Annotated in this window: 10 protein-coding genes; 3 read left to right on the top strand and 7 right to left on the bottom strand. The window is 61.8% G+C overall.

The features are described from left to right. Positions 1-25: 25 nt before the first annotated feature. Together ROI90_RS08425 and ROI90_RS08420 are read left to right on the top strand one after the other, a co-directional pair. Entirely contained in the window at positions 26-934 is a 909-nt protein-coding gene (locus ROI90_RS08425; protein ID WP_315997894.1) for a hypothetical protein, read from the top strand. Then, positions 931-3,036, top strand: coding sequence for a helix-hairpin-helix domain-containing protein (locus ROI90_RS08420; protein ID WP_315997893.1), 2,106 nt, complete (start codon positions 931-933; stop codon positions 3,034-3,036). Before ROI90_RS08425 ends, ROI90_RS08420 begins: the two co-directional genes overlap by 4 nt. Before the next feature lie 118 nt (positions 3,037-3,154). Here ROI90_RS08420 and ROI90_RS08415 read toward each other — a convergent pair whose 3' ends face one another. The 5 genes from ROI90_RS08415 to ROI90_RS08395 form a co-directional block, all read right to left on the bottom strand. Further along, on the bottom strand, positions 3,155-6,736 hold the full coding sequence (locus tag ROI90_RS08415) for a reprolysin-like metallopeptidase (protein WP_315997892.1): 3,582 nt from the start codon (positions 6,734-6,736) through the stop codon (positions 3,155-3,157). A gap of 300 nt (positions 6,737-7,036) precedes the next feature. After that, the gene (locus ROI90_RS08410) at positions 7,037-8,983 is read right to left on the bottom strand and encodes a DUF3857 domain-containing protein (RefSeq protein WP_315997891.1); all 1,947 of its coding nucleotides are present in this window, start codon (positions 8,981-8,983) and stop codon (positions 7,037-7,039) included. A 5-nt stretch (positions 8,984-8,988) separates the two neighbouring features. Then, positions 8,989-11,028 (bottom strand): DUF3857 domain-containing protein, encoded by a 2,040-nt coding sequence (locus ROI90_RS08405; RefSeq protein WP_315997890.1) that lies wholly within the window; start codon positions 11,026-11,028, stop codon positions 8,989-8,991. Positions 11,029-11,254: 226 nt separating this feature from the next. Further along, the gene (locus ROI90_RS08400; protein WP_315997889.1) at positions 11,255-13,294 is read right to left on the bottom strand and encodes a transglutaminase domain-containing protein; all 2,040 of its coding nucleotides are present in this window, start codon (positions 13,292-13,294) and stop codon (positions 11,255-11,257) included. 89 nt (positions 13,295-13,383) lie between these two features. After that, positions 13,384-14,523 carry an MFS transporter gene (locus ROI90_RS08395; protein ID WP_315998066.1) on the bottom strand — a complete coding sequence of 380 codons (1,140 nt, stop codon included), beginning with the start codon at positions 14,521-14,523 and terminating at the stop codon, positions 13,384-13,386. A 270-nt stretch (positions 14,524-14,793) separates the two neighbouring features. Here ROI90_RS08395 and ROI90_RS08390 point away from each other — a divergent pair, with 270 nt between their 5' ends. Then, the gene (locus tag ROI90_RS08390) at positions 14,794-16,422 is read left to right on the top strand and encodes a catalase (protein ID WP_380229582.1); all 1,629 of its coding nucleotides are present in this window, start codon (positions 14,794-14,796) and stop codon (positions 16,420-16,422) included. A gap of 327 nt (positions 16,423-16,749) precedes the next feature. On the opposite strand, the gene ROI90_RS08385 is transcribed toward ROI90_RS08390, so the two are convergent. Together ROI90_RS08385 and ROI90_RS08380 are read right to left on the bottom strand one after the other, a co-directional pair. Further along, the gene (locus tag ROI90_RS08385; protein WP_315997888.1) at positions 16,750-18,186 is read right to left on the bottom strand and encodes a TolC family protein; all 1,437 of its coding nucleotides are present in this window, start codon (positions 18,184-18,186) and stop codon (positions 16,750-16,752) included. Beyond that, positions 18,179-21,373, bottom strand: a complete 3,195-nt coding sequence (locus ROI90_RS08380; RefSeq protein ID WP_315997887.1) for an efflux RND transporter permease subunit — start codon at positions 21,371-21,373, stop codon at positions 18,179-18,181. Before ROI90_RS08380 ends, ROI90_RS08385 begins: the two co-directional genes overlap by 8 nt. Positions 21,374-21,480 lie beyond the last annotated feature (107 nt).

Here is a 21,480-nt window from a genome sequence, read left to right as displayed (position 1 = left end):
CAATAGAAACTGTTATCCTACGCCTATGCTGAAAATCTACCTGTTATCTGGGTTGTGTATTGGACTATTGGCTACTGCCCACGCTCAGGGCAACGGCCCCGGTTTGTGGGGTGCCCGCTCGGCGGGGCTCGGGCACATCGGGAGCGTGCTGGAAAATGACGGTTGGGCCGGTGCCGCCAACGCCGCCGCGCTAGGCAGCCTCGCCCGGCCTACGGTCGGCGTGGGGGCCGAAAATCGGTATCTGCTGCCCGCGCTGAATACGGTTTCGTTGGCCGCGGCCCTGCCCATCGGCTACCGAGCCGGGCAGCCGGCCACGCCGGTGGTGGGCGTATCGGCGGCGGTGGCCGCTGCGGAGGCTCCGCGCTATGGCGTAGTGGGTTTCACAGCCCAGCGGTTTGGGGGTAAGCTGTACTCAGAGCAGCGCCTGGGACTGGGCTACGGCTACCAGCTGGGCACGGTGCGGGTGGGGGCGCGGGTGGAGGTGCTGCAAACCAGCTTCGAGGGCCTGGGGAGCCGGCGGGTGGTGGCCGCGTCGTTGGGCGGGCAGGCCGATATTATTCCGCGCAAACTCACCTTCGGGGCCACGCTCTACAACCTCAATCAGGCCCGCCTCTACGAGTACCAGGATGAGCGCCTGCCCACCGTGCTGCGGGCTGGGCTGGCGTGGCGCGCCTCCGAGAAAGTGTTGCTGCTGGCCGAAACCGAAAAGGATGTGGAGCAGGACGCCGACTTCAAGGCCGGGCTGGAATACCGGCCGGTGCCGGTGCTGGCCGTACGGGCGGGGCTGTCGTCGTTGATGCAGCAACTCACGGGTGGCGTAGGCCTGAAAGCCGGGCAGTTTCAGGTGGACTACGCCGCGGCCTGGCACGAGGCGCTGGGCCTGAGCCAGCAGCTGAGCGTGGCCTACGTGTGGGCGAAACCGCCGCAGCCATGAGCCGCCGCCTGCTTGTGGCCGGGGCGCTGTTGCTCACGGCCGCTGCGGCCCGGGCCCAGGAGTACCCCCGCGCCGCCGTACCCGACCTTGACCGGCTGACTCAGGAGCTGTTTGCCGAAATCCAGAGCGACCAGGTGCCCTACGAGGACCTCTACGAAACGCTTCTGCAGTATTACCAGACGCCCCTCAACCTCAACACGGCCACCCGCGAGGAGCTGCGCGGCCTGCTGCTGCTTTCCGAAACCCAGATAACCAGCCTGCTCGAACACCGCCAGCGCCACGGCGCGTTGCTGAGCCTCTATGAGCTGCAAAGTATTCAGGGCTTCGAGCTGCGCACCATTTACCGGGTGGCCCCCTTCGTGGCGGTGCTGACTACCGACCCCAACGCCGCCCGCGGGCCGCTGTGGCAGCGCATCTGGCAGGAAGATAACAATGCCCTGTTTGTGCGCTACGAGCGGACGCTGCAGGGCCGCCCCGGTTACCTCCCGCCCGATACCACCAGCACCGGCGCGCCCGCCTCGCGCTACCTGGGCTCCCCCGACAAGCTGCTGGTGCGCTACCGCGTAAGCCGCAGCAAGGATTTCAGCCTGGGCTTTACGGCCGAAAAGGATGCGGGTGAGCAGTTTGCCTGGGACCCCAAAACCCGCCGCTACGGCGCCGACTTCTACTCCGGTCACTTGGTGGTGCAGGAGCGGGGCCGGCTCAAAAACCTGGCTCTGGGCGACTACCAGCTACAATTCGGGCAGGGCCTGCTGCTGTCCTCGGGGCTGGCGGTGGGCAAGGGGGCCGAAACCATTACCACGCTCCGGCGCAGCTCGGTGGGCGTGCGGCCCTACTCCTCGGTGCTGGAAAGCACGTTTTTTCGGGGTGCGGCGGCTACGGTGGCCTTAACCGGTACCGTGCGGGCCACGGCCTTTGCCTCCCGCAAACGGGTGGATGCGGCCTTGCAAACGGCCCGCGACTCCCTGGCCGATTTCAGCGAGTTTACCTCCGGTCTGCTGCTGACTGGCTTTCACCGCACGCCCACTGAGCTGGCCAACCGCCAGGCGTTGCGCGAAACCGTGCTGGGCGGCAACCTTACCTACGCCAGCCGTGGCGGCGACCTGCAGGCCGGCCTCACGGCCGTGAACACGCTGTTCGATAAGCCCTTGCAGCGCCGCGACGAGCCCTATAATGCCTACGAGCTACGCGGCCGCCGCAATCTGGCCCTTAGCGCCAGCTACAGCTACCTGTGGCGCAACCTGCTGCTGTTCGGCGAAACGGCCCGGAGCAGCGGGGGCGGGCTGGGCACTGTGAACGGGCTGCTGGCCAGCCTCGCGCCCAACGTGGATGTATCGGCTTTGTACCGGCACTACGCCCGCAACTTTCACACGCTGTATGGCAATGCCCTGAGCGAAAACACCCGCAACATCAACGAAAGCGGCCTGTATCTGGGATTGAAGCTGCGGCCGGCCGCGCGGTGGGAGGTGTCGGCGTACTACGACCGGTTCCGGTTTCCGTGGCTGCGCTACCAGGCCGGGGCGCCCAGCACCGGCCACGACTGGCTGGTGCGCTTGGCCTTCAGTCCTACCAAAACCAGCCTGCTCTACGCCCAGGTTCGGCAGCGTACCAAGGCCTACGATGCCGATTCCCTGCGCCCCGTGCCGCTGCTCGTACCTACGCGCCGCCGCAGCTTTCTGCTGTTCTATGATGCCAGCCCCACCGCTTACCTGAGTTTGCGTACCCGCGTGCAGGGCTCAGAATACCAGGAAGACAATGGCCCCGCCCGCCACGGTTACGTGCTGGCCCAGGACGTAACGGTGCAGCCCCTGCGCCGCCTGCGCCTCTCGGCCCGCTACGCCCTTTTCGACACCGATGACTATGACACCCGCCAGTATGTGTTTGAGCAGGATGTACTCTATGCCTTTTCAGTGCCGGCCCTGTCTGGGCAGGGCACCCGCGCCTACGTACTGGCCCAGGTAGAAGTAAACCGTCACCTTACGCTCTGGCTGCGCTACGCCGATACGCACTACCGCCACCAGCGCACCGTGGGCTCCGGCCTAGAGGAAATTGAGGGCGCCCGCCGCTCCGATGTGAAAGCCCAGCTGCGGTACCGGTTCTGAGAAGCTGTTTGTGGGTTCATGGGCAGTCCACCGCAAGCCGGGGCACTTCTGAACCATGAAAAAAGGGTCGTCCTTCCACGCGGAAAGACGACCCTTTGCTCATTGTGCTGAACGGCGACTATTCTTTCAGCAGGCGCACTACCGTGGAGCCGTTGGGCATATCCAAGTGCAGGTGGTAGAGCCCGGTGCTGAGGGCGGCCAGGTCCAGCGGCACCTGCAGAATGGTATCGGTTTTCGTGAGGCTACGGGTGAGTACCTGGCGGCCCAGGGCATCCGTTACCCGCAGCCCGATGCGGCCCCGCTGCTCATTCTCGATGCGCACACTGAACACGCCGGCGCTGGGGTTGGGGGCCACGGTTATTCCCTGCAACAGGGGCGCGTTGCCCAAGCCCGTCACCGTGCCCACCGTCTGGCAGCTTTCATTGGAATAAGCTGAGGCACCGGAACCGTTTACAGCCCGCACGCGGTAGCAGTAGCGCCCGTTGCCGATAACGGCATCCTGGTAGAAATCAGAACCGGCAGGTAACAGGGCAATACGGGTAAAAGCCCCGCCGCCTACTGAACGCTCCACCTCAAAGCCGGTTTCATTGTTCGACCGGTCGAGCCAGAGCATATCAATGGTAGCGCCGGTAGGCGTGGTAACCGGGGCAAAGGCGGTAAGGTTGATGGGGGCGGCGGGCACCTCATTCAGCGTACACAGCTCCAGCGTCCAACCGGTGAGGGTGCCGGCGGTGGCCGGGTCGTTGCCGGAAATGGTGAGCGTCCAGTTGCCAATTGCCGAGGAGTTGAGCAGGCTGGCTAATGCCGTGGCGGGCCGCACCGTGGTACCGCTGGGCAGAGGGCAGGCCAGGGCCGTGGCCGCCGCATCATCAAACGAGAGGCTGAGGTTACTGGTGCCGGGGCAGTTGCGGGCAAATAGCACCACGCGCTGGCCAGCCGGGTTGGTCAGACTGATTTCCAGCTGCCCGGCATTGGGGTGCGTGATGGCCAGGTTGCGGATGCGCAGGTCAGAAACCCGCTCCGTGCGCGTAACGGCAATAACCGAAGTTACCGTAGTAGCTGCGCCAGCCTGAATGGTGCGCGGTACGTTAGTAGCCGCCAGGCTCTGGCAGATTTGGGCACCAGTAGTAAACTGCACCACCGCTGAGAACGGTGCCGGCCCGCAGTTGCTCAGGGCCCGCACCCGGGCAAAGTAGGTAGTGAGGGGCTGCAGGGCGCTGGCCGGCGTAAAGCTGGTGGCGGTGCCGGTAGTCTGAGTTAGCACCACGTTGGTAAAGGCCGCGTCGGTGGCAAGCTGCACCTCATAGGCGGTGGCGTTGGGCACGGCCGTCCAGGTGAGCAGGGGACGAAGCGTGGCCGGGCCGCCGGTGGGCACCGTGAGTACGGTGGCCTGCGTAGCTGCCGCCTGCACCGTCAGCACCACATCCAGGGTACGAACTACGCCGCCGCTGGTGCCCGTCAACTGAAGTACATACGTGCCCGATGCCACGGCCCCGGTAGTGCTGACGGTGGCCGTGGTGCCGGTGCCGGCCTGAATGCTGGCGTTGGCAAACACCACGGAAACGCCCGCCGGCAAACCCGCCGCCGACAACGCCACCGTACCCGTAAAGTTCTGCAGCTGGCTGGCCGTAACGGCCACCGTACCTGAGCCCCCCGGACAGAAAGACAGGGCCGCCGCGCCGCAGCCGGGCCCTTGCAGGAAAAAGGTAGGGCCAGTGGGGACTTCCAGCGTGAAATCCTGGTTGGAGATGTCGAAGAAAATACCGCCCGTAGCCTGCACCCGGATGCGGGCCCTGGAAGAAGCCCCCACGCTGGCGGGCACGGTTACCGGCTCGCACCCATCGTTGGGCGTGTTGGCCAGCAGCACGGTGGGGTAGGTGAGGCCGCCATCCGTTGAAAGCAGCACATCCACGTTGGCGGCATTGATGGGGGCCTGGGTGGTGTTGGCTACGTTCCAGGTTACCTGTTGCGCCGCTCCGGCCACCCAGGTAGTGGCAGTGTTAGGGGTTGTTACCACGAAAGGGCCGGCAGTGCCTACCACCACCACGTTCATGGAGTCGTAGTCGACCCCGCCACCGCCCGCGCGGTTATCACGGGCCACCAGCCGAAAAATCAGGCGCCGGCCATACGTGGGCAGCAGTTCTCCCTTAGTTTGGGTGTTGCTGAGCAGGTCGGGGAGGCGCGGGAATGTGCGGGAGGGGCTGGTGGTAGGCGGGAAAAACCGAAACAGCGGGGCGTCACCGGTCGGCGCGTTCGGGGCCCCGGGGATACCCAAATTAAACTGCTCCCAGGAGTAGGTCAGGGCGTCGTTGTTGGCATCGGAAGCGGCGCCCGTGAGCGTGAAAGGCGTACTGATGGGAATGGCGTAGTTGCGGCCGGCACTCACCACCGGCGGCGTGTTGCCCGTGGCCGTATTCACCGAGCAATTGCCGGCCCCCACCATGTGGGCCACAATCTGGTCGAAGCTGCGCGAGTGAAAATACGGGTCGGAGTTGGGCTGAATATCATCGGCCCCGCAGATGCCGGCGTAGGCCATAATGGTGGTACCCGAGCCCGGCTCGTAGGCTGAGGAGGCCGAGCGGTTACCGCCGCCACAGTTGCCAGTGGTGCTGTTAAAGGTATGGTCGGCCCCGAACTGGTGGCCCATTTCGTGGGCTACGTAGTCGATGTCGAAGGCATCGTTGCGGGGAGCCGAAGCCCCGGTTACGCCCCGGGCTTTGCCGACAACGCAGACCGAAGGCAGTTGGGCCACGCCGCCGCCGCCGGTGCTGAAAACGTGCCCGATGTCATAGTTGGCGTCTCCAATCAGGTTGTCGGCGGTGGTCTGGTTCTCGTCCAGCATCGCGCTGCCGTTGTCGTTGGTGTACGGGTCGGTAGCGGGGTCCAGGAAAATCAGCTTGTCGTTGTCGGGCACCAGCACCATGCGTACGGCCAGCTCCTTTTCATAAATGCCATTTACCCGGTTCATGGAGGCTACTATACCGGCCATGGCACCGACTTTGGTGCCGCCATGAAAAGCCGCGTACTCTCCGGTGCAAGCCAGGGCCAGCCGGTACGTGCGCAACGTGGTGCCATTGGCTACCGCGGCCCGCTGCGCTTTGGTCAGCTGCGGCAGCGCGGCACTGGCATCGGCGGCGGGCGTGGCGCACACAAACGGGAAGGCGCTCCGGTTCATGGCCCGGCGCTCAAATACCAAGTGGGTCTGCTGGCCCCGCTCGGCCGGGTCAATGTACACCGTAGCGCTGGCCGACAGAATCAGGGCGTGAAATCCATCCGGGCTAACATCAAGGCGGGCCGTGGCCGAGGGGTCGTCGAGGCCCTGGGCTGCGTAAGTGCGGATGCTGGGGTAACGGGCCGCCAGCTCCGGGGCCATTACCGGCACCTGCACCACCCGGAACCGCTGCGAAGTACCATTGGGCAGTGGCAACGAGATGACCGTAGCGGAAGCCCGCGCCGCGCCACCGCGTTCCGTGGGAGCCGCACTCAGAGCGGCGCGCACCGCATCCAGCTGGAAAGTAACGGCCCGGAAGTGGGAAAGCGGCTGCGTGGCCGCCCGGGCGGCCGTCGGCACCTGCTGCGCATCGGCCCACAATACGCGCTGGGCGGAGGCGGTAGTGAAGGTGCTCAGGCTGGTAAGCAGTGCGCCACCAGCCAGCAACGACTGCCAGGCTTGCCGGAACAGGGTAGGGGTTTGGTGCATACTTATGGAAGAGGAATGCAAGAATTCGAGAAATAATCAGCAGAAATAGACGGCTCAAGTTAAAGTTTTTGCCTGCCGGGGCCGCGCTTCCAGCTGGATATATTTTGGCTGTTTATCAATGGTGCTAAGGGCTGTAACCGGGCAAATTTCCTGTGGTGGGCCCAATCCGAATTTCTGGCAAAAGCTCAATGCCAAGTCAGAAGCATGGTAGTAGCACCAACTAACCTCAAAACCGCAACACCCGCTGCCAATGGCAGCGGGTGTTGCGGTATAGGGTACTGATAATCAGCAAGAAACGGGTTACGCGTCGGTTTTCAGCAGCACCAGCTGCGCCTTGTCAGCAGCACTGATTTTGCGCCGGAACTCCAAGTAAGCCGGATACTCCGTGCGGGCAAACCGGGTGCGGGGCATCACCAGGCGCCGGATGTACTGAATAGTACCATCGGGCAGGGCGGTGAGCTGGCTGTGGTAGGTGCCGAAGGGCGTGGTCAGCTGCACCGGTGTGGGTAGCTGCTCGGCGTGCAGGCTGGCTGGCAAATGCAGCTGCAGGGTGTCCTGCTGGGTGAAAGCATGTTCCAAGACCACATCGGCCTGCCGCTCACCCACCGTAGCCTGGGGCGGAGCCAGACGGCTCAGGAGGTTGGGCGTCAGGAAAAGGCGTTTGCCACTGGGAGGGGCCAGTGCCGGCAGGGTAAGCGCCAGAGTTTCGGTAATGCCGGGCAGGGGCGCCGTGGGGCCGGTGTGCTTGTAGCCTACCTTGGTCAGGGTGAAGTTGGGCAGCGTCAGGCGCCGGCTGATATGCTTCTTCTGCTCAGCTAGCTCCAGGCCCGCCAGGCCCGAAACAGCATCGTATTCCAGGCCGGTGCTCAGGGTGCGCAGGGTAGCCGTAGCATTGCCTGCGGCGTCCAGATACACGTGGGTCAGGCGCTCCTGGCGGTTTTCGGAAGCTCCGTAGCGGGGCGTGGCAATCAGGCGGCCGCCTTCGGGCAGCAGCAGCAGGGCGTGGCGGTTACCCGTAAATCCGCCCATGTACCCAAACGGCGTGGTCTGACTGGTGCATTCCAGCCACACTGTATCGGGGCGGGCACTCTTAGTCAGGGGCACGCACAGAATTACGTGGTTGAACTGGGAGCTGGGGAAGCTGGTGCGGATGTCCTGCTCATCGGAGCCGGCGCGCACCAGGGCCGCGTGGGCCTTAATGCCGGCCGCCCCCAACAGGGCCTGGCAGTAATTGGTCAGGGCCTTACAGTCGCCGTAGCCGTTGGCTGCCACCGAGGAGGCCGGAAACGTCTGCCAGCCGCCCAGGCCCAGTTGCACGGAAATGTAGCGCGTGTTGGCCTGCAAAAACTGATACACCTTGCGGATGCGGGCCCGCTCATCGGTTTCGCCCTGCACCAGCGCGGCGGCGGCCGCTTTCATAGCGGGCGGCAGCTCGTCGCGGCCAGCGTTGAGTTCGTAGGTCCAGCGGCTGAGGTCGGCCCAGGAGGTGAGGCGGCCGGCGTGACCCTGCACCTCAAACTCGGCGGGGGCCGTGTACACGGCGGGCGTCAGCTCGGCCAGGGGCGGGGCGTCGGTTTCTTCCTCGCGGGCGGCCAGATCGTGCACCTGCCACTCGTACACCTCCTGGCTGCCCTGGGTGCGTTTGGGCTGGGCCGTGCCAGCGGGTAGCTGCTGCTCCTGGTAGCGCAGGGCCATACCAGCCGGCATCAGTACTTTAAAGGTGGCCTGCTCCACGGCCAGCTGCTCCACTGGCTGGGGCCGCCAGGTAGAGTAAAACAGCGGATTATCCGACACCACTTCGTAGTCGAACTCCACGGTGTAGGGGTAGGTGGGTTGGCTGAGGTCGGCCACCCGGCCCCGGGCATCGGAAGCTAGGCTAAACCCATCCGACAAGCTAATATCCCGAATATCCTGACTGCGCAACTGGCGTAGCTGCCGGCCCATGGCATCGTACACGGCCCCCCGGAAGTAGCTGATGCTGTTGAGCTGACTGTAGTACACCAGCTCGGAGGCCCAGCGGGCCCCGTCCTCATCCAGAATGGTTACGGCCCGGTGGGTGGTTTCTACGGTGCGCGCCGCCGACTTCACCAGCAGCTGCTCATCCTGACGCCGGATAACGGCGTGGGCGTTTTCGCGCAGGGCGGCAGGCAGGTCGGCCACGGCATATTTAAGCGCGGGGCCTGGGGCCGCCAGCCCAGGCAGCCCAGCTGCCAAGGCCAGCGCAATACTCAACGAAAGAACACGCATGGCGCTTAGCTTTTTTTCTTGAGGACCAACCGCTCGTTCTGCTTGGTCATCATGCGGCTGAAAAATTCGCGCAGGTAGGCATATTCCTCGGCTTGATATACCGGACGGGTTAGGCTCATGCGGCTCATAATCTGCACGGTACCGCTGCCGGGCTGCACGGCGTAAGTGAAGCGGCCGCCGCCTTCGGGCAGCTCCACCGCCATGGGCTTGGGTATTTCCTCCAGTTCGTAGCCGGCGGGCAGCGTCAGGTTCACCAGCACGGTTTCATCCAGGTTGGCCCCAAAATCCACCGGAAAGCGCCGTTCTTCGTGCAGGAAGGGGTTCTTCTCGGTGCCGAAGTCGTGCAAAGGGCTCAGGTAGATAGTACCAACCGGTGCCTCAGCTCCGGCAGTGGCAAACTCATAGTCCAAAGTAAGGGGGCGGTTCAGGGCCGTTTGCTCCTTGAACGTGTATTTCGGAATGCTCCAACCTTCGTGGGCGGAGGCCAGCTCCTCCACGTATTTCTTTTCGCCCAGCTTGCGCAGCTTTTCCCGTTGCGCCAGGCCCAGGTAGCCGGCGTGTTCCTGGTGCACCTTGCCATTGATACCGCCTTTTTCATCCACGGTCAGGTTGATTTGGCTGTAGTGGAGCAGGCGGTCGGCGGGCTTCAACTCTACCCAGCGCGAAGCGCCGGCCTGGGGCAGTACCAGACGGCCTACGCCGTTGAGGCAGCGCGGCGGCAGCATACCGCAGGGGGCCAGCTCCTCCGTGGCATCTACCAGCATGGCTGTGCCATCGGGTAGCTCTACGTGAGCCAGTACATAATTAAAGCGGGAAATCAGCGGTACGTTGGTTTCCATGCGGCCGTGGCTGCGGGTACTCAGTACCAGAGGGTTGGCCTTAAAGCCGGCTTCCCGCAGAGCGGAAATCAGCAACAGGTTGATATCCGCGGCGCTGCCGGTTTTTTGGTCGAAGGCGCGCCGCACGGGGCCGGAGGCGTATACTCCGTTGTTGCCATTGTGCTTCACGCTGCTGCGCACCAGGTTATGGATGGCCGCCAGACGCGCTGCAGGCTCTTTGTGCTGGGCCTGCAAGGTGGTGAGCTGTTCTTTCAGGAAGCCCGCCCGATTAAGCTGCCCGCCCAGGTTGTCGCTGGTTAGTAACTCCCGGTCAATTTTATCCCAGGAGTCGGCCACAGCTTTGTAGGGCTCATCGGGCCACTTAATGCCAGCCAGCTCAAAGTCAATTTTGGCTATGTAGTCGCCGGTGGTGGTCATGTACGGTTCCTCCCGCATGGCAGGCACGTTTTTCATGGCCCAGCGGTGGTTGGTTACGCGCGGGGTTACTACCTGCGAGCCGCCCGAAGTCCGCTCCCCAAATTCCAGCTTCGACGACCAGCTAATGGTGTACTGAGTGGTGCTTTCTTCCCGCGTCTGCACTTCCAGGGGCTCGTAGCCCTGCATCAGCATTTTGTAGTCGAAGTATTCCGGAATGGCGGCCCGGTACTCACTCCAGCGCACCGGAATATCGCGCTGAAACGTCCAGTCCTGGAAGTTGAACGTGAAGGGCGACAGAACCGTGTACGTGTACTCAATAACGGAGCCTACGCGCACATTGGGCAGCGTGAACTTGCGGGTGGTGATGTTGGGGGTAGTTTCTTCCCGGAAAATAGCATCAGCATTCAGCTTTTCCTTGACTACCTGCCCGTTTACCAGGTTGTAAGTAAAGCCTTTCAAGCCCGACAGCTTTTCTTCACTGCTGTTTTTGTGGTAGAGCGGCACCTCCACGGTAGCGTACTCGTAGCCGGATTTGCGCAGGATTTTGAGCCGCGTCACCCGCTCGAATACCACTTTGAACTGGCCATCATTGTATTCAAAGCGGGTGCGGCCAAAGTCGCCGAGCACTACGGCCCCGGCCGTGCTGTCGGCCACGAAATTTTTGGGCGTCAGGTCAAGCTCATCAATCTTGCCGAACTTAATGGGGTCTGTTTGGGCCTGGGCCAGGGTTACGGCCGCGCCGGTGAGCATACCAGCCAGCCACAGCCGACGGAGTAAAGGTGACTTCATAGGAAGACGTAAAGGAAAATAAGAAGAATTCAAGCGGAATATTCCCGGCTGCAAACAAGCAGGCAATAAGGCACTACCAAGGGCGTAGATAGAGTTGGACAGAGTATCGGAACCGAAATATCCTATTTCTTGGGAACATGTGCAACAGATGAAGTGCCGCCTTTATGGTTCAGCCTATGCCAAGCGCATAATCTGGCGTGCAGGCCAACTGCTACTCTGAAAGGAATTATTGCCGCTGCAGTACAATGGGCTCGGCCAGCTTGCTCAACGCTTGGGTATACATAGCGCGCAGGGCGTGGTATTCCTCGGCCGTGTAGTGCGTTTTGAGCAGGTGCAGGCGGCCCACCAGGCTTAGGGTTTGCGGAGTAGGCTGGGTAACGTTGAACAGGAAACGCCCGCCGCCATCGGGCAACACCAATTGCATATTAGCCGGAAGCTCAGCAACAGCATATCCTGCGGGCAAAGTGAGGTCGGTGGCGTACTCGAAGCGCTGCACAGTGGCAAAATCAACCGGAAACAATCGTTCATCAGCCTGAAACAGGTTGCCGCTGAACACCAGCTGCTGCAAGGGGCGCAGGTAGAGCGTGGCCGCCGGGGCCTCAGCTCCGGGCAGGCTGGCAGTAAGCTCCAGGGCCACCGGCCGGCTCACATCCGGCGCCAACACGCTGGCCTTGCTGATTTGCCAATCGGGGTGAGCTTTCTGCCAGTTCTGCCGCAATTCCGGCAAGGGGCGGCGGTAATTGGAAGCCGCGTAGCCCGCGTACTCCTGCCGGATGCTGCCCTGCAGCTCGCCCTGGGGCGTGGCCATGAGTTGGGCGCGGGTATACAGCAGGGTGGGGGCGGTGTCCATCAGGTTTACCCAGCGCCCGGCCGGGCCTAGCAGGCGCCCCTGGCCGTTCAGGCAATTTTCGGGCAGGAGCGTGGGAGGCAAGCTGGCATCGGTGGCGTCCAGTAGCAGCTCTTTATTGTCGGGCAGCAGCACGTGGGCCACCACGTAGTTGAACTGGCTCACCACTGGTAATTCCGTTTGAATGCGCCCGTTTGAGCGGGTGCTCAGCAGCAAGGGCTGGGCGTCGAGGCCAGCGGCCCGCAGGGCAGCTACCAGTAGCAGGTTCACCTCGGCCGCGTTGCCCTTGCGCTGCTCCGCAACGCGTTTGGCCGTGCTGCCGGGGCGGGCGTGGGAGGCCGGCGTATCGTCGTAGGCAACGTGCTGCATGATCAGCTGCCGTACGGCCTGTGCCCGCTCAGTGGGGTTGGGCATCGGCTGGAGCACGGCGGCCAAAGCAGTTACCGGACTGTTGGCCTTCAGATATTGACCAAACCGCTCATCTTCCAGCAGCTCCTTTTCAATCTCGGGCCAACTGCCCACTATAAACTGCGGGTCGCGTTGCGGATCAAACTGAATGCGCTCCAACTCAAAGTCCACCTGGCTGAGGTAGTCGCGGCGCGTGGTCATGAACGGCTCTGAGTGAAACGCCGGTAGGTTCTTGATGGCCCAACGGCGCGTCACGGCCTGAGTTGTAATGCTATATACATTATCCGAAGCGCCAGCGTTAGTACTCCCGTATCCGGAGTTGGATCCTTCCCGATACGATGTTGCGTAAGGTTTTGTACCGGTTTCGTTGATTGTGAAGGGCCAGTAGGTGCGGGTGGTTTCCTTGTAACGGTAAAATGAGGGTATCACAGTGCGGTACTCACTCCAGCGCACCGGAATATCCTGCTGAAACGTCCAGTCCTGAAGGTTGAACAGGAAGGGCGAACGGACTACGTAGGTGAACTCCAGGATAGAATTTTCCCGCACGTTGGGCAGCGTGAAAGCATACTCATTCAGCCGCTCATTTATCTTCTTGCTGAACACGGCTTCCGTGCGTAGCGGCTCCTTGCTGAGTACGCCGGCTGTCAGGTTGTAGGTAAACCCCTTAAGCTGCTGAATTTCCTCGTGGCCGCCGTTCTTTGGGTCGTGGTAAAGGTACACGCGCACGGTGGCGTGCTCGTAGCCGGCCGGCCGGCGTATTAGCAGCCGGGCTGTGCGCGCAAAGCGCAACTCAAAACCATCTTTCTTGCCCTGGATACTGGATTGTCCAAAGTCGCAGAGCACCTCGGCGGCGGCAGAATCGGGGGTGGGGCTAGCCAGCAGGGCGGCGGCCTCTTTGGCGTCGAGTTTGCCAAATTTGATGGGCTCTTCCTGGGCGTGCGCAGTGGCGGCCCGCAGTAGTAGGCCCACAGTGGCCAGCACCCGGCCCGGAGTGGAGTAAATGAACGACACGAGCAATATGTGGTAACAGGCCGCAGCCTAGTAAATAACCACGAAGATAGGCGCGGCCCGGCAGATTTCCAGTACCCAGTGCCGTTCAGCTACGCGGCAGTTTTTCGGCGCCAGATTAGCAGGTACACCAGGCCCGCCAGCACGCTGAACACGCTGAACAAGTGCACGTAGGGCAGGTGGCTGGGCTTGTTGGCGAATACCCAGCCGGCCAGCAGCGCCCCCAGACCGATTCCCATTTCAAGGGCAATGTACATGGTGGCCACGGCCCGGCCGCGCCGCTCGGGGTGGCTCAAATCCACCGTCCAGGCATACAGAGTGGGCGAGTTGAGGCCCGTGCCCAGGCCCAGCAGAATAGCGCCCGCCAGAAACACCGGTGCCGACTGCGCCAGCGCCAGCAGCCCCAGCGAGGCCACCATAATGGCCGAAGAACCGATGAGCACCGGCACGCGGCCGTACTTGTCGGAGGCACGGCCCGCCACCAGCCGGATTACCAGGGAAGCGCCGGTGTAACAAGTGTAGAACAGCCCTTTGTTCTCGCCCACCAGGCCCAGAAACCGGCTTTGGTCGGGTACCACGGTAAGCACCGCCCCAAACGGGAACAGGCACAGCAGCGTAACCACGGCCGGGGCCAGTACCCGGGGCTCAAATACCTCCTCCCAGCTTTCCAGGCGCAGCAGCTTCCAACTGAAGGGCTGGCGCTGGGTTTTGGGCAGAGTTTCCGTCATGGTGCCCTGCACCACCAGACTCAGCAGGGCCAGGCCCGAGGAGCAATAGAACAGCGTATTAAGGGAGAAGCGCTGGGCCAGCCAGGAGCCCAGCATGGGGCCGGCAGCCATGCCCACTGAGCCCGCCACGCCCAGTAACCCCATGGCCTCGCCCCGGCGCTCCAGCGGAATAATATCGGCAATGAAGGCGGCCGTGCCGGTGGGCTTGAACCCGGTGCTGAACCCGTGCAGCAGCCGCAGCCCCAGAAAGGCCGTTACCGTAACCGCAAACGGGTAAAAAAACCCACAGATAAAGCACACCAAGGAGCCGAACACCATCACCGGAATGCGGCCCACGGTATCGGCCAGCTTGCCGCTGAACGGGCGCGAAATACCCGCCGTGAGGGTAAACAACGCAATGATGAAGCCTTTGTAGTCCTCGCCGCCCAGGCGGGTGAGGTAGTCGGGCAACTCGGGCAGCAGCATGTTGAAGCTCATGAAAAAGAGGAGCGACGACAGGCACATCAGCCAAAAACCAACGGTGTACACGCGTTGGGTAGGGGGCGCGGAAGGAGGAAACGTAGCGGGCATCAGAGCCGTAAAGGTAGCCTATAGAATGCCGGCCTCCGCACCCATACACCCACAGCTCAGCTTCGTGCCCCCGGAAAACCGCCTTTCCCTTGCCGGCCAAAACCACGGAATGCCAAAATTCTTTCGGAGAAAAATTCTCCACTAGCCAAACCTCCGTGTACCTTGCCGGTATTACACTCAGCATGTATTTCCCATCCTAACACTATGGCACAAGATCAGCAAGACCAACCGCAGAACGGCCATTCCGGCAACGGTACTGGCACGGCCGTAACGGGCGCGGGCACCTCCCACGACCAGCGTACGGCTGCCGGGGAGCAGAGCCAAACCATTACCACCCGCCAGGGCCACCCGGTTACCAACAACCAGAATACGCGCACCGTGGGTAACCGCGGCCCCGTAACGCTGGAAAACTACCACTTCCTCGAAAAAATCAGCCACTTTGACCGGGAGCGGGTGCCGGAGCGGGTGGTGCACGCCCGCGGCGCCGGAGCCCACGGCGTGTTCAAAGCTTACGGCAAAGTAGGCAACGAGCCCATTGAGCAGTACACCCGGGCCAAGCTGTTTAACACGGCCGGCAAGGAAACGCCGGTGTTCGTGCGCTTCTCCTCAGTAATTCACGGGGGCCACTCGCCCGAAACCCTGCGCGACCCGCGCGGCTTCGCCGTGAAGTTTTACACCGAAGATGGCAACTGGGACATGGTGGGCAACAACCTCAAGGTGTTCTTCATCCGCGACGCCATGAAGTTCCCGGACCTGGTGCACGCCTTCAAGCCTGACCCAGTAACGAACCGCCAGGATGGCGGGCGCATTTTCGATTTCATTTCGAATACGCCCGAGGCCATGCACATGATTACCTTCCTATTCTCGCCCTGGGGTATTCCGGCCAACTACCGCCAGATGCAGGGCTCGGGCGTGAACACCTACAAGTGGGTGAACAAGGAAGGCGCAGCGCACCTGGTGAAATACCACTGGGAGCCTAAGCAGGGTGTAAAAAACCTGACTCAGCCCGAAGCCGAAGCCATTCAGGCCAAAAACTTCAACCACGCCACCCAGGACCTCTACGACCATATCAAGGCCGGTGACTTCCCGGAGTGGGAGCTGCAGGTGCAGCTGATGCCCGACGGCTACCATGAGGAGCTTGATTTCGACCCCTTGGATGACACCAAGATCTGGCCCGAGGATCAGTTTCCGCTGCTGCCCGTAGGCGTAATGACCCTGAACAAAAACCCCGAAAACTACTTCGCCGAGGTAGAGCAGGTGGCCTTCGGAACGGGTGTACTGGTAGATGGCCTTGACTTCTCCGATGACAAGATGCTGCAAGGCCGCACCTTCTCGTACTCGGATACGCAACGTTACCGCGTGGGTACCAACTACCTGCAATTGCCCATTAATGCGCCCAAAAAACACGTAGCTACCAACCAGCGCGACGGGCAGATGGCTTACCACGTAGATACGGCCCCCGGCCAGAATCCGCACGTAAACTACGAGCCCAGCAACCTCAGCGGTCTGAAAGAGGCTGCGCCCTCGGGCCAGGAGCACGAGCCGGAGTACAACGCCAAGCTAGTGCGCCAAACCCTGGACCGTCAGAATAACTTTAAGCAGGCCGGGGAGCGGTACCGTCAGCACACCGAAACGGAGCGTAACGACCTCATCGAAAACCTGGTAGGTGCCCTGAGCGGTGCCGAGAAGGTGGTGCAGGACAAGATGGTAGCCCTGTTTACGCAGTGCGACGAGGATTACGGCCGCCGCGTGCGGGAAGGCCTGCAGCACGCCGCTGCCGGTAGCAACGGACAAGCTGCTACCAGCCCGCAAATGGTAAAAGAGCAAGCGTAGATAAGTTTGCGTTGAAATAGAAAAAGGGCTTCTGCAGTGTGCGGAAGCCCTTTTTTCTTGTCTTGCTGGCCTTGAACGCCCCCATCCTGGACGCAATTTGAGGTCCTCTAGTAATTTTTCGAACGATGTAGAGTTGAGCGACCTTCGTTGAGCGGCGCAGGCGAAGAGACGCAAATATGCGTCCCTACATCGTTTAAAAGCCCTTATATCACGCCGGAATAAGCTATGTAGACAGTCTGTATGACGTGATAAGGTCCTTTGTCGCCGCTTGATGCGCGGAATGCGCAGGGTGACAAGGTGGTTTCGATACGCTTGCTACCTCGCCGCCTACTTCCACCCACCGCCCAGGGCGCGGTACACGTTGACGGAGGCGTTGAGCTGCTGCATCCGGGTTTCAATGAGGTCGAACTTGGATTCCAGGGCGTCGCGCTGAGTGAAGAGGACTTCGGTGTAGTCGGCGCGGGCGGAGCGGAACAGGCTGTTGGAGATGGTGACGGACTGGTTCAGGGCCTGCACCTGCTTGGTTTTCTCGGCGTAGCTCTGCTGCAGGTTGTTGATGCTGGCTAGCTGGTTGGCCACTTCTACGTAGGCGTTCAGAATGGTACGCTCATAGTTGTAGGCAGCTTGAATCTGTACGGCGTTGGCGTTACCGTACACGGCTTTAATGCCGTTGCGGTTCACCAAGGGTGCCACCAAATCACCGGCCAATGAATACAGCATGCTCTCGGGTGTGGTGAACAGCAAACCGGGCTTAAAGGCCCCAAAACCGGCCCCGCCCGTGATGCGCAGCGCCGGGTAGAAGTTGGCCCGCGCAATCTGAATATCCAGCTTGGCGGCGGCCAGCTGCTGCTCGGCCTGCCGGATATCGGGGCGGTTTTGTAGCAATTGGGCAGGCACGCCGGCCTGCACCGGCGTGGGCAGCAGCTCGTTGAAGGCCGCCGAGTTGCGGGTAATCGGCTGGGGGTAGCGGCCGGCCAGGAAGTTGAGGCGGTTTTCGGTTTCGGTGATGCGCTGCTGAATGCTGTACTGCAGGCTGCGGGTGTTATGTAGCTGGGCCTCGAAGCGCTGCACGGCCAGCTCCGTAGTGCGCGCCGACTCCTTCTGCAGCTTCACCAGCTCCAGGGCGTTGGTTTGCAGCCCGATGTTTTGGCGCACGATGGCCAGCTGATTGTCCAGGGCCAGCAGCTCGTAGTAGGAGGTGGCTATTTCGCTGATCAGGTTAGTTACCGTGAAATTGCGGCCTTCCACCGTAGCCAGGTAGCGCAGCGCGGCCGACTTCCGGGCGTTGCGCAGCTTGTGCCAGATATCCACTTCCCAACTGGCAAACGCCCCGATCTGGTAGTTCTGGAGCGGGTCGGGGTTGCGGTGCTCGGGCTGGATACGGATGGCTTCCTCGGTGGCACCCTGCAGGGTGTTGCGGCTGGGGCGTTCGGCTTCGGCCTTCACGCCCAGGCCCACAAAGGGCAGGTACTCACCCTTGCGGATCTGCACCTCGTTGCGGGCAATCTGGATTTCCTGCAGCGAGATATTCAGCTCCTGGTTGCGCTGCAGCGCCGTGTCGATAAGGCCCACTAAGTTGGGGTCGGTGAAGAACTGCCGCCACTGCGCGCGGGCCGTGTTGGCAGAGTCCTGGGTGGCAGTGGCGTAGGTGGTGGGCACCGGCCGGCCGGCGGCCTTGGTGGCCAACTCGGGCGTTTTGCACGCGCCCACCGCCAGCGTCAGCAGCGCTGCGCTCAGGCCCTGATAGAGGCGTTTCTTAAGCATGACTGTGGCTCGGAATTTCATCAACTAAAACGTGGGGCTCGAACTCGGTGAGCGGGTGCTCGTTTTCGTCCCCGATGAGCTTGCGGCCGGAGGCCAGCGTGCCAAAAATGTAATACAGCCCCGGCACGATGATGACGCCGAACACGGTGCCGAACAGCATGCCGCCCAGGGCCGAGGTGCCGATGGTGCGGTTGCCGATGGCGCCCGCGCCGGTAGCCAGCACCAGCGGAATCAGGCCGGCAATGAAGGCGAAGGAAGTCATCAGAATGGGGCGGAAGCGCACTTTGGCACCTTCAATGGCCGCCTCGCGCACCGTCATGCCTTCCTCGTGCTTCTGCACCGCGAATTCCACAATCAGCACGGCGTTTTTGCCCAGCAAACCCACCAGCATCACGAGGCCCACCTGGGCGTAGATATTGTTGGCCAAACCGAAGCCCTTGATGAGCAAAAATGAGCCGAAAATACCGGCCGGCAAGCTCAGAATAACGGCCAGCGGCAAGAGGAAACTCTCGTACTGCGCGGCCAGCACCAGATACACGAACACAATCACTACGAGGAAGATGTAGATGGCCTCGTTGCCGCGCGATACTTCGTCCTTGGACAAGCCGCCCCAGTCGATGTCGTAGCCACGGGGCAGGGTTTTGGCCGCCACTTCCTGCACCGCCTTGATGGCCTCGCCCGAGCTGTAGCCGGGGGCCGCGTCGCCGCGGATGGAGGCCGTGGGGTACATGTTGTAGCGGTTGATTTCGTTGGCGCCCTGGCCTTTCACAATCTTCATAAAGGCCGACATCGGCACCATTTCGCCCTTGTCGTTCTTCACCCAGAGGTCCAGAATGTCCTTGGGCAGGCGGCGGTACTCGGGCGAAGCCTGCACGAACACCTTAAAGAAGCGCTGGTACTTGATGAAGCCCAGCTCGTAGGTGGAGCCCACCATGATGCTCAGCGTATTCATGGCGTTGCCGATGCTCACGCCCTTCTGCATGGCCAGCTGGTTGTCAATCTGCAGCTCGTACTGGGGGTAGTTGGCCGAGAAGAAGGTGAACAGGCCGGCCAGCTCCTTGCGCTTCTTCAGCTCGGCCATAAACTCGTCGTTCACTTTTTCCAGGGCTTTGTAGTCGCCGGTGGAGGTTTTGTCGAGCAGCTGGAGCTGGAAGCCACCCGCCGCGCCGTAGCCCGGTACTGCCGGCGGCTCGAAGAATTCGATGGTCGCGCCGGGAATTTCCTTGGCCTTCTCTTCCAGGCTCATTACAATATCGTGCACCGACTGCTTGCGCTTGGCCCAGGGCTTGAGGCTGATGAGCAGGGTGCCGGCGTTGGAGCCGCGCCCTTCCGTCAGCACTTCGTACCCGGCCAATGACGACACGCTTTCGATACCGGGCACCTTCTCGGCCAGCCTGGAAAGCTGCTGCGACAGGGCGTTGGTGCGCTCCAGGGTGGAGCCGGGCGGCGTCTGAATGATGGCGTAGAGCATGCCCTGGTCCTCGGCCGGAATGAAGCCCGACGGCAGGGTGGAGGAGATGCCGAAAATACCGAACCCGAAGGCAATCAGAATGGCAAACGTCACCACGCGACGGTCCACCACCTTTTCCAGCAGGTTGGTGTAGCGGCCGGTCAGGCGCTCAAAGCCGCGGTTAAACCAGTCGATGAAGCGGTTGATGGGCGTTTTCTTGCGGGGCTGGCCGTGGGTATTCTTCAGAATCATGGCGCAGAGCACGGGCGTCAACGTCAGAGCCACGATGCCCGAAATGACGATGCTGGAAGCCATAGTAATCGAGAACTGGCGGTAGAAAATGCCCACCGGGCCGCTCATGAAGGCTACCGGCACAAATACCGCCGTCATCAGAATGGTAATGGCCACAATGGCGCCACTGATTTCGCCCACCACCTCACGCACCGCCCCGTAGGGCGACAGGTGTTTTTCCTCCATCTTGGCGTGCACGGCCTCGACGACGACAATGGCATCATCGACCACAATCCCGATGGCCAGCACCAGCGCAAACAGCGTTATCATGTTGATGGTCATGCCGAAGGCCTGCATGGCCATGAACGCGCCCACCAACGACACCGGCACGGCAATGATGGGAATCAGCGTGGAGCGCCAGTCGCCCAGGAACAGGAACACCACCAGGGCCACCAGGATAAAGGCGTCGCGCAGGGTGTGAATCACGTTTTCGGTAGAGGCGTCGAGGAAGTTCGACACGTCGTAGCTGATCTTGTAGTCCATACCGGGGGGCATGGTTTTCTTCAGCTCCTCCAGCTTGGTTTTCACGCTCTTGATGACGTCGAGGGCGTTGGAGCCGTAGGTTTGCTTGAGCATGATAGCCGCCGAAGGGTAGCCGTCGAGGTTGGAGTAGATGTCGTAGAACTCCGAGCCCAGCTCCACGTTGGCCACGTCCTTGAGGCGCAGCGTTTCGCCGTTGGCATTGGCCTTGATAATCACGTTCTTGTACTCCTCCACGTCGTTGAAGCGGCCCTTGTAGGTCAGCACGTACTCCAGCGCCGAAGCCTCCTTGCCATCCGAGCGGCCGATGCGGCCCGGCGAACCAATCACGCTCTGGTCGTTGAGGGCTTCCATCACATCATCCACCGACAGGTTGTAGGCGCGCATCCGGTCCGGCTTCAGCCACACGCGCATGGCGTACTGGCGGCTGCCCAGAATGCTGGCCCGGCCCACGCCATCAATGCGCTGGATTTCGGGCAGCATGTTCACCCCGGCAAAGTTGAAGAGGTACCGCATGTCGGTATTCTTGTCTTTGCTGTAGAGGTTGACGTACATGAGCATGTTGGGCACCACGCGGTTCACCACCACGCCCTCGCGCTGCACCAGCGTAGGCAAACGGTTGAGCACCTGCGCAATACGGGTATTCACGTTCACCACGGCCTGCTCGGGGTCGGTGCCCAGGTTGAACACAATCTGGATATTGGCCTCCCCGGCCGATACGGCGTCGGAGGTCATATACTTCATGCCGGGCACGCCGTTAATGGCCTGCTCCAGCGGAATGAGTACCGACTCGGTGAGCACCTTGGCGCTGGCGCCCGGGTAGGCCGTGCTCACCATCACCATCGGCGGCGAAATTTCGGGAAACTGCGAGGTAGGCAGCGTTTTGATAGCCAGAACACCCAGGAACAGAATAACCACCGAAATGACGATGGCAAACACGGGTCGGCGAAGGAATCTACTGAACATAATTGTATGGCTGTAGAGACGCGTATTCGCGTCTGCTGCGTGCTGAGGTTGGGTACCGCTCGTGCTGACGTGAGACGCGAATACGCGTCTCTACAGCGGCCTTTTTA

Source organism: Hymenobacter endophyticus (assembly GCF_032464715.1).
Lineage (GTDB): Bacteria > Bacteroidota > Bacteroidia > Cytophagales > Hymenobacteraceae > Hymenobacter > Hymenobacter endophyticus.
This window is presented reverse-complemented; position numbering and strand designations above follow the sequence as displayed.

What these genes read in the sequence shown, in the direction of transcription:
- ROI90_RS08380 (WP_315997887.1), bottom strand. Translation starts at nt 21,373, where the DNA reads ATGTTCAGTAGATTCCTTCGCCGACCCGTGTTTGCCATCGTCATTTCG.
- ROI90_RS08420 (WP_315997893.1), top strand. Translation starts at nt 931, where the DNA reads ATGAGCCGCCGCCTGCTTGTGGCCGGGGCGCTGTTGCTCACGGCCGCT.
- ROI90_RS08415 (WP_315997892.1), bottom strand. Translation starts at nt 6,736, where the DNA reads ATGCACCAAACCCCTACCCTGTTCCGGCAAGCCTGGCAGTCGTTGCTG.
- ROI90_RS08425 (WP_315997894.1), top strand. Translation starts at nt 26, where the DNA reads ATGCTGAAAATCTACCTGTTATCTGGGTTGTGTATTGGACTATTGGCT.
- ROI90_RS08385 (WP_315997888.1), bottom strand. Translation starts at nt 18,186, where the DNA reads ATGCTTAAGAAACGCCTCTATCAGGGCCTGAGCGCAGCGCTGCTGACG.
- ROI90_RS08405 (WP_315997890.1), bottom strand. Translation starts at nt 11,028, where the DNA reads ATGAAGTCACCTTTACTCCGTCGGCTGTGGCTGGCTGGTATGCTCACC.
- ROI90_RS08410 (WP_315997891.1), bottom strand. Translation starts at nt 8,983, where the DNA reads ATGCGTGTTCTTTCGTTGAGTATTGCGCTGGCCTTGGCAGCTGGGCTG.
- ROI90_RS08395 (WP_315998066.1), bottom strand. Translation starts at nt 14,523, where the DNA reads ATGTGCCTGTCGTCGCTCCTCTTTTTCATGAGCTTCAACATGCTGCTG.
- ROI90_RS08390 (WP_380229582.1), top strand. Translation starts at nt 14,794, where the DNA reads ATGGCACAAGATCAGCAAGACCAACCGCAGAACGGCCATTCCGGCAAC.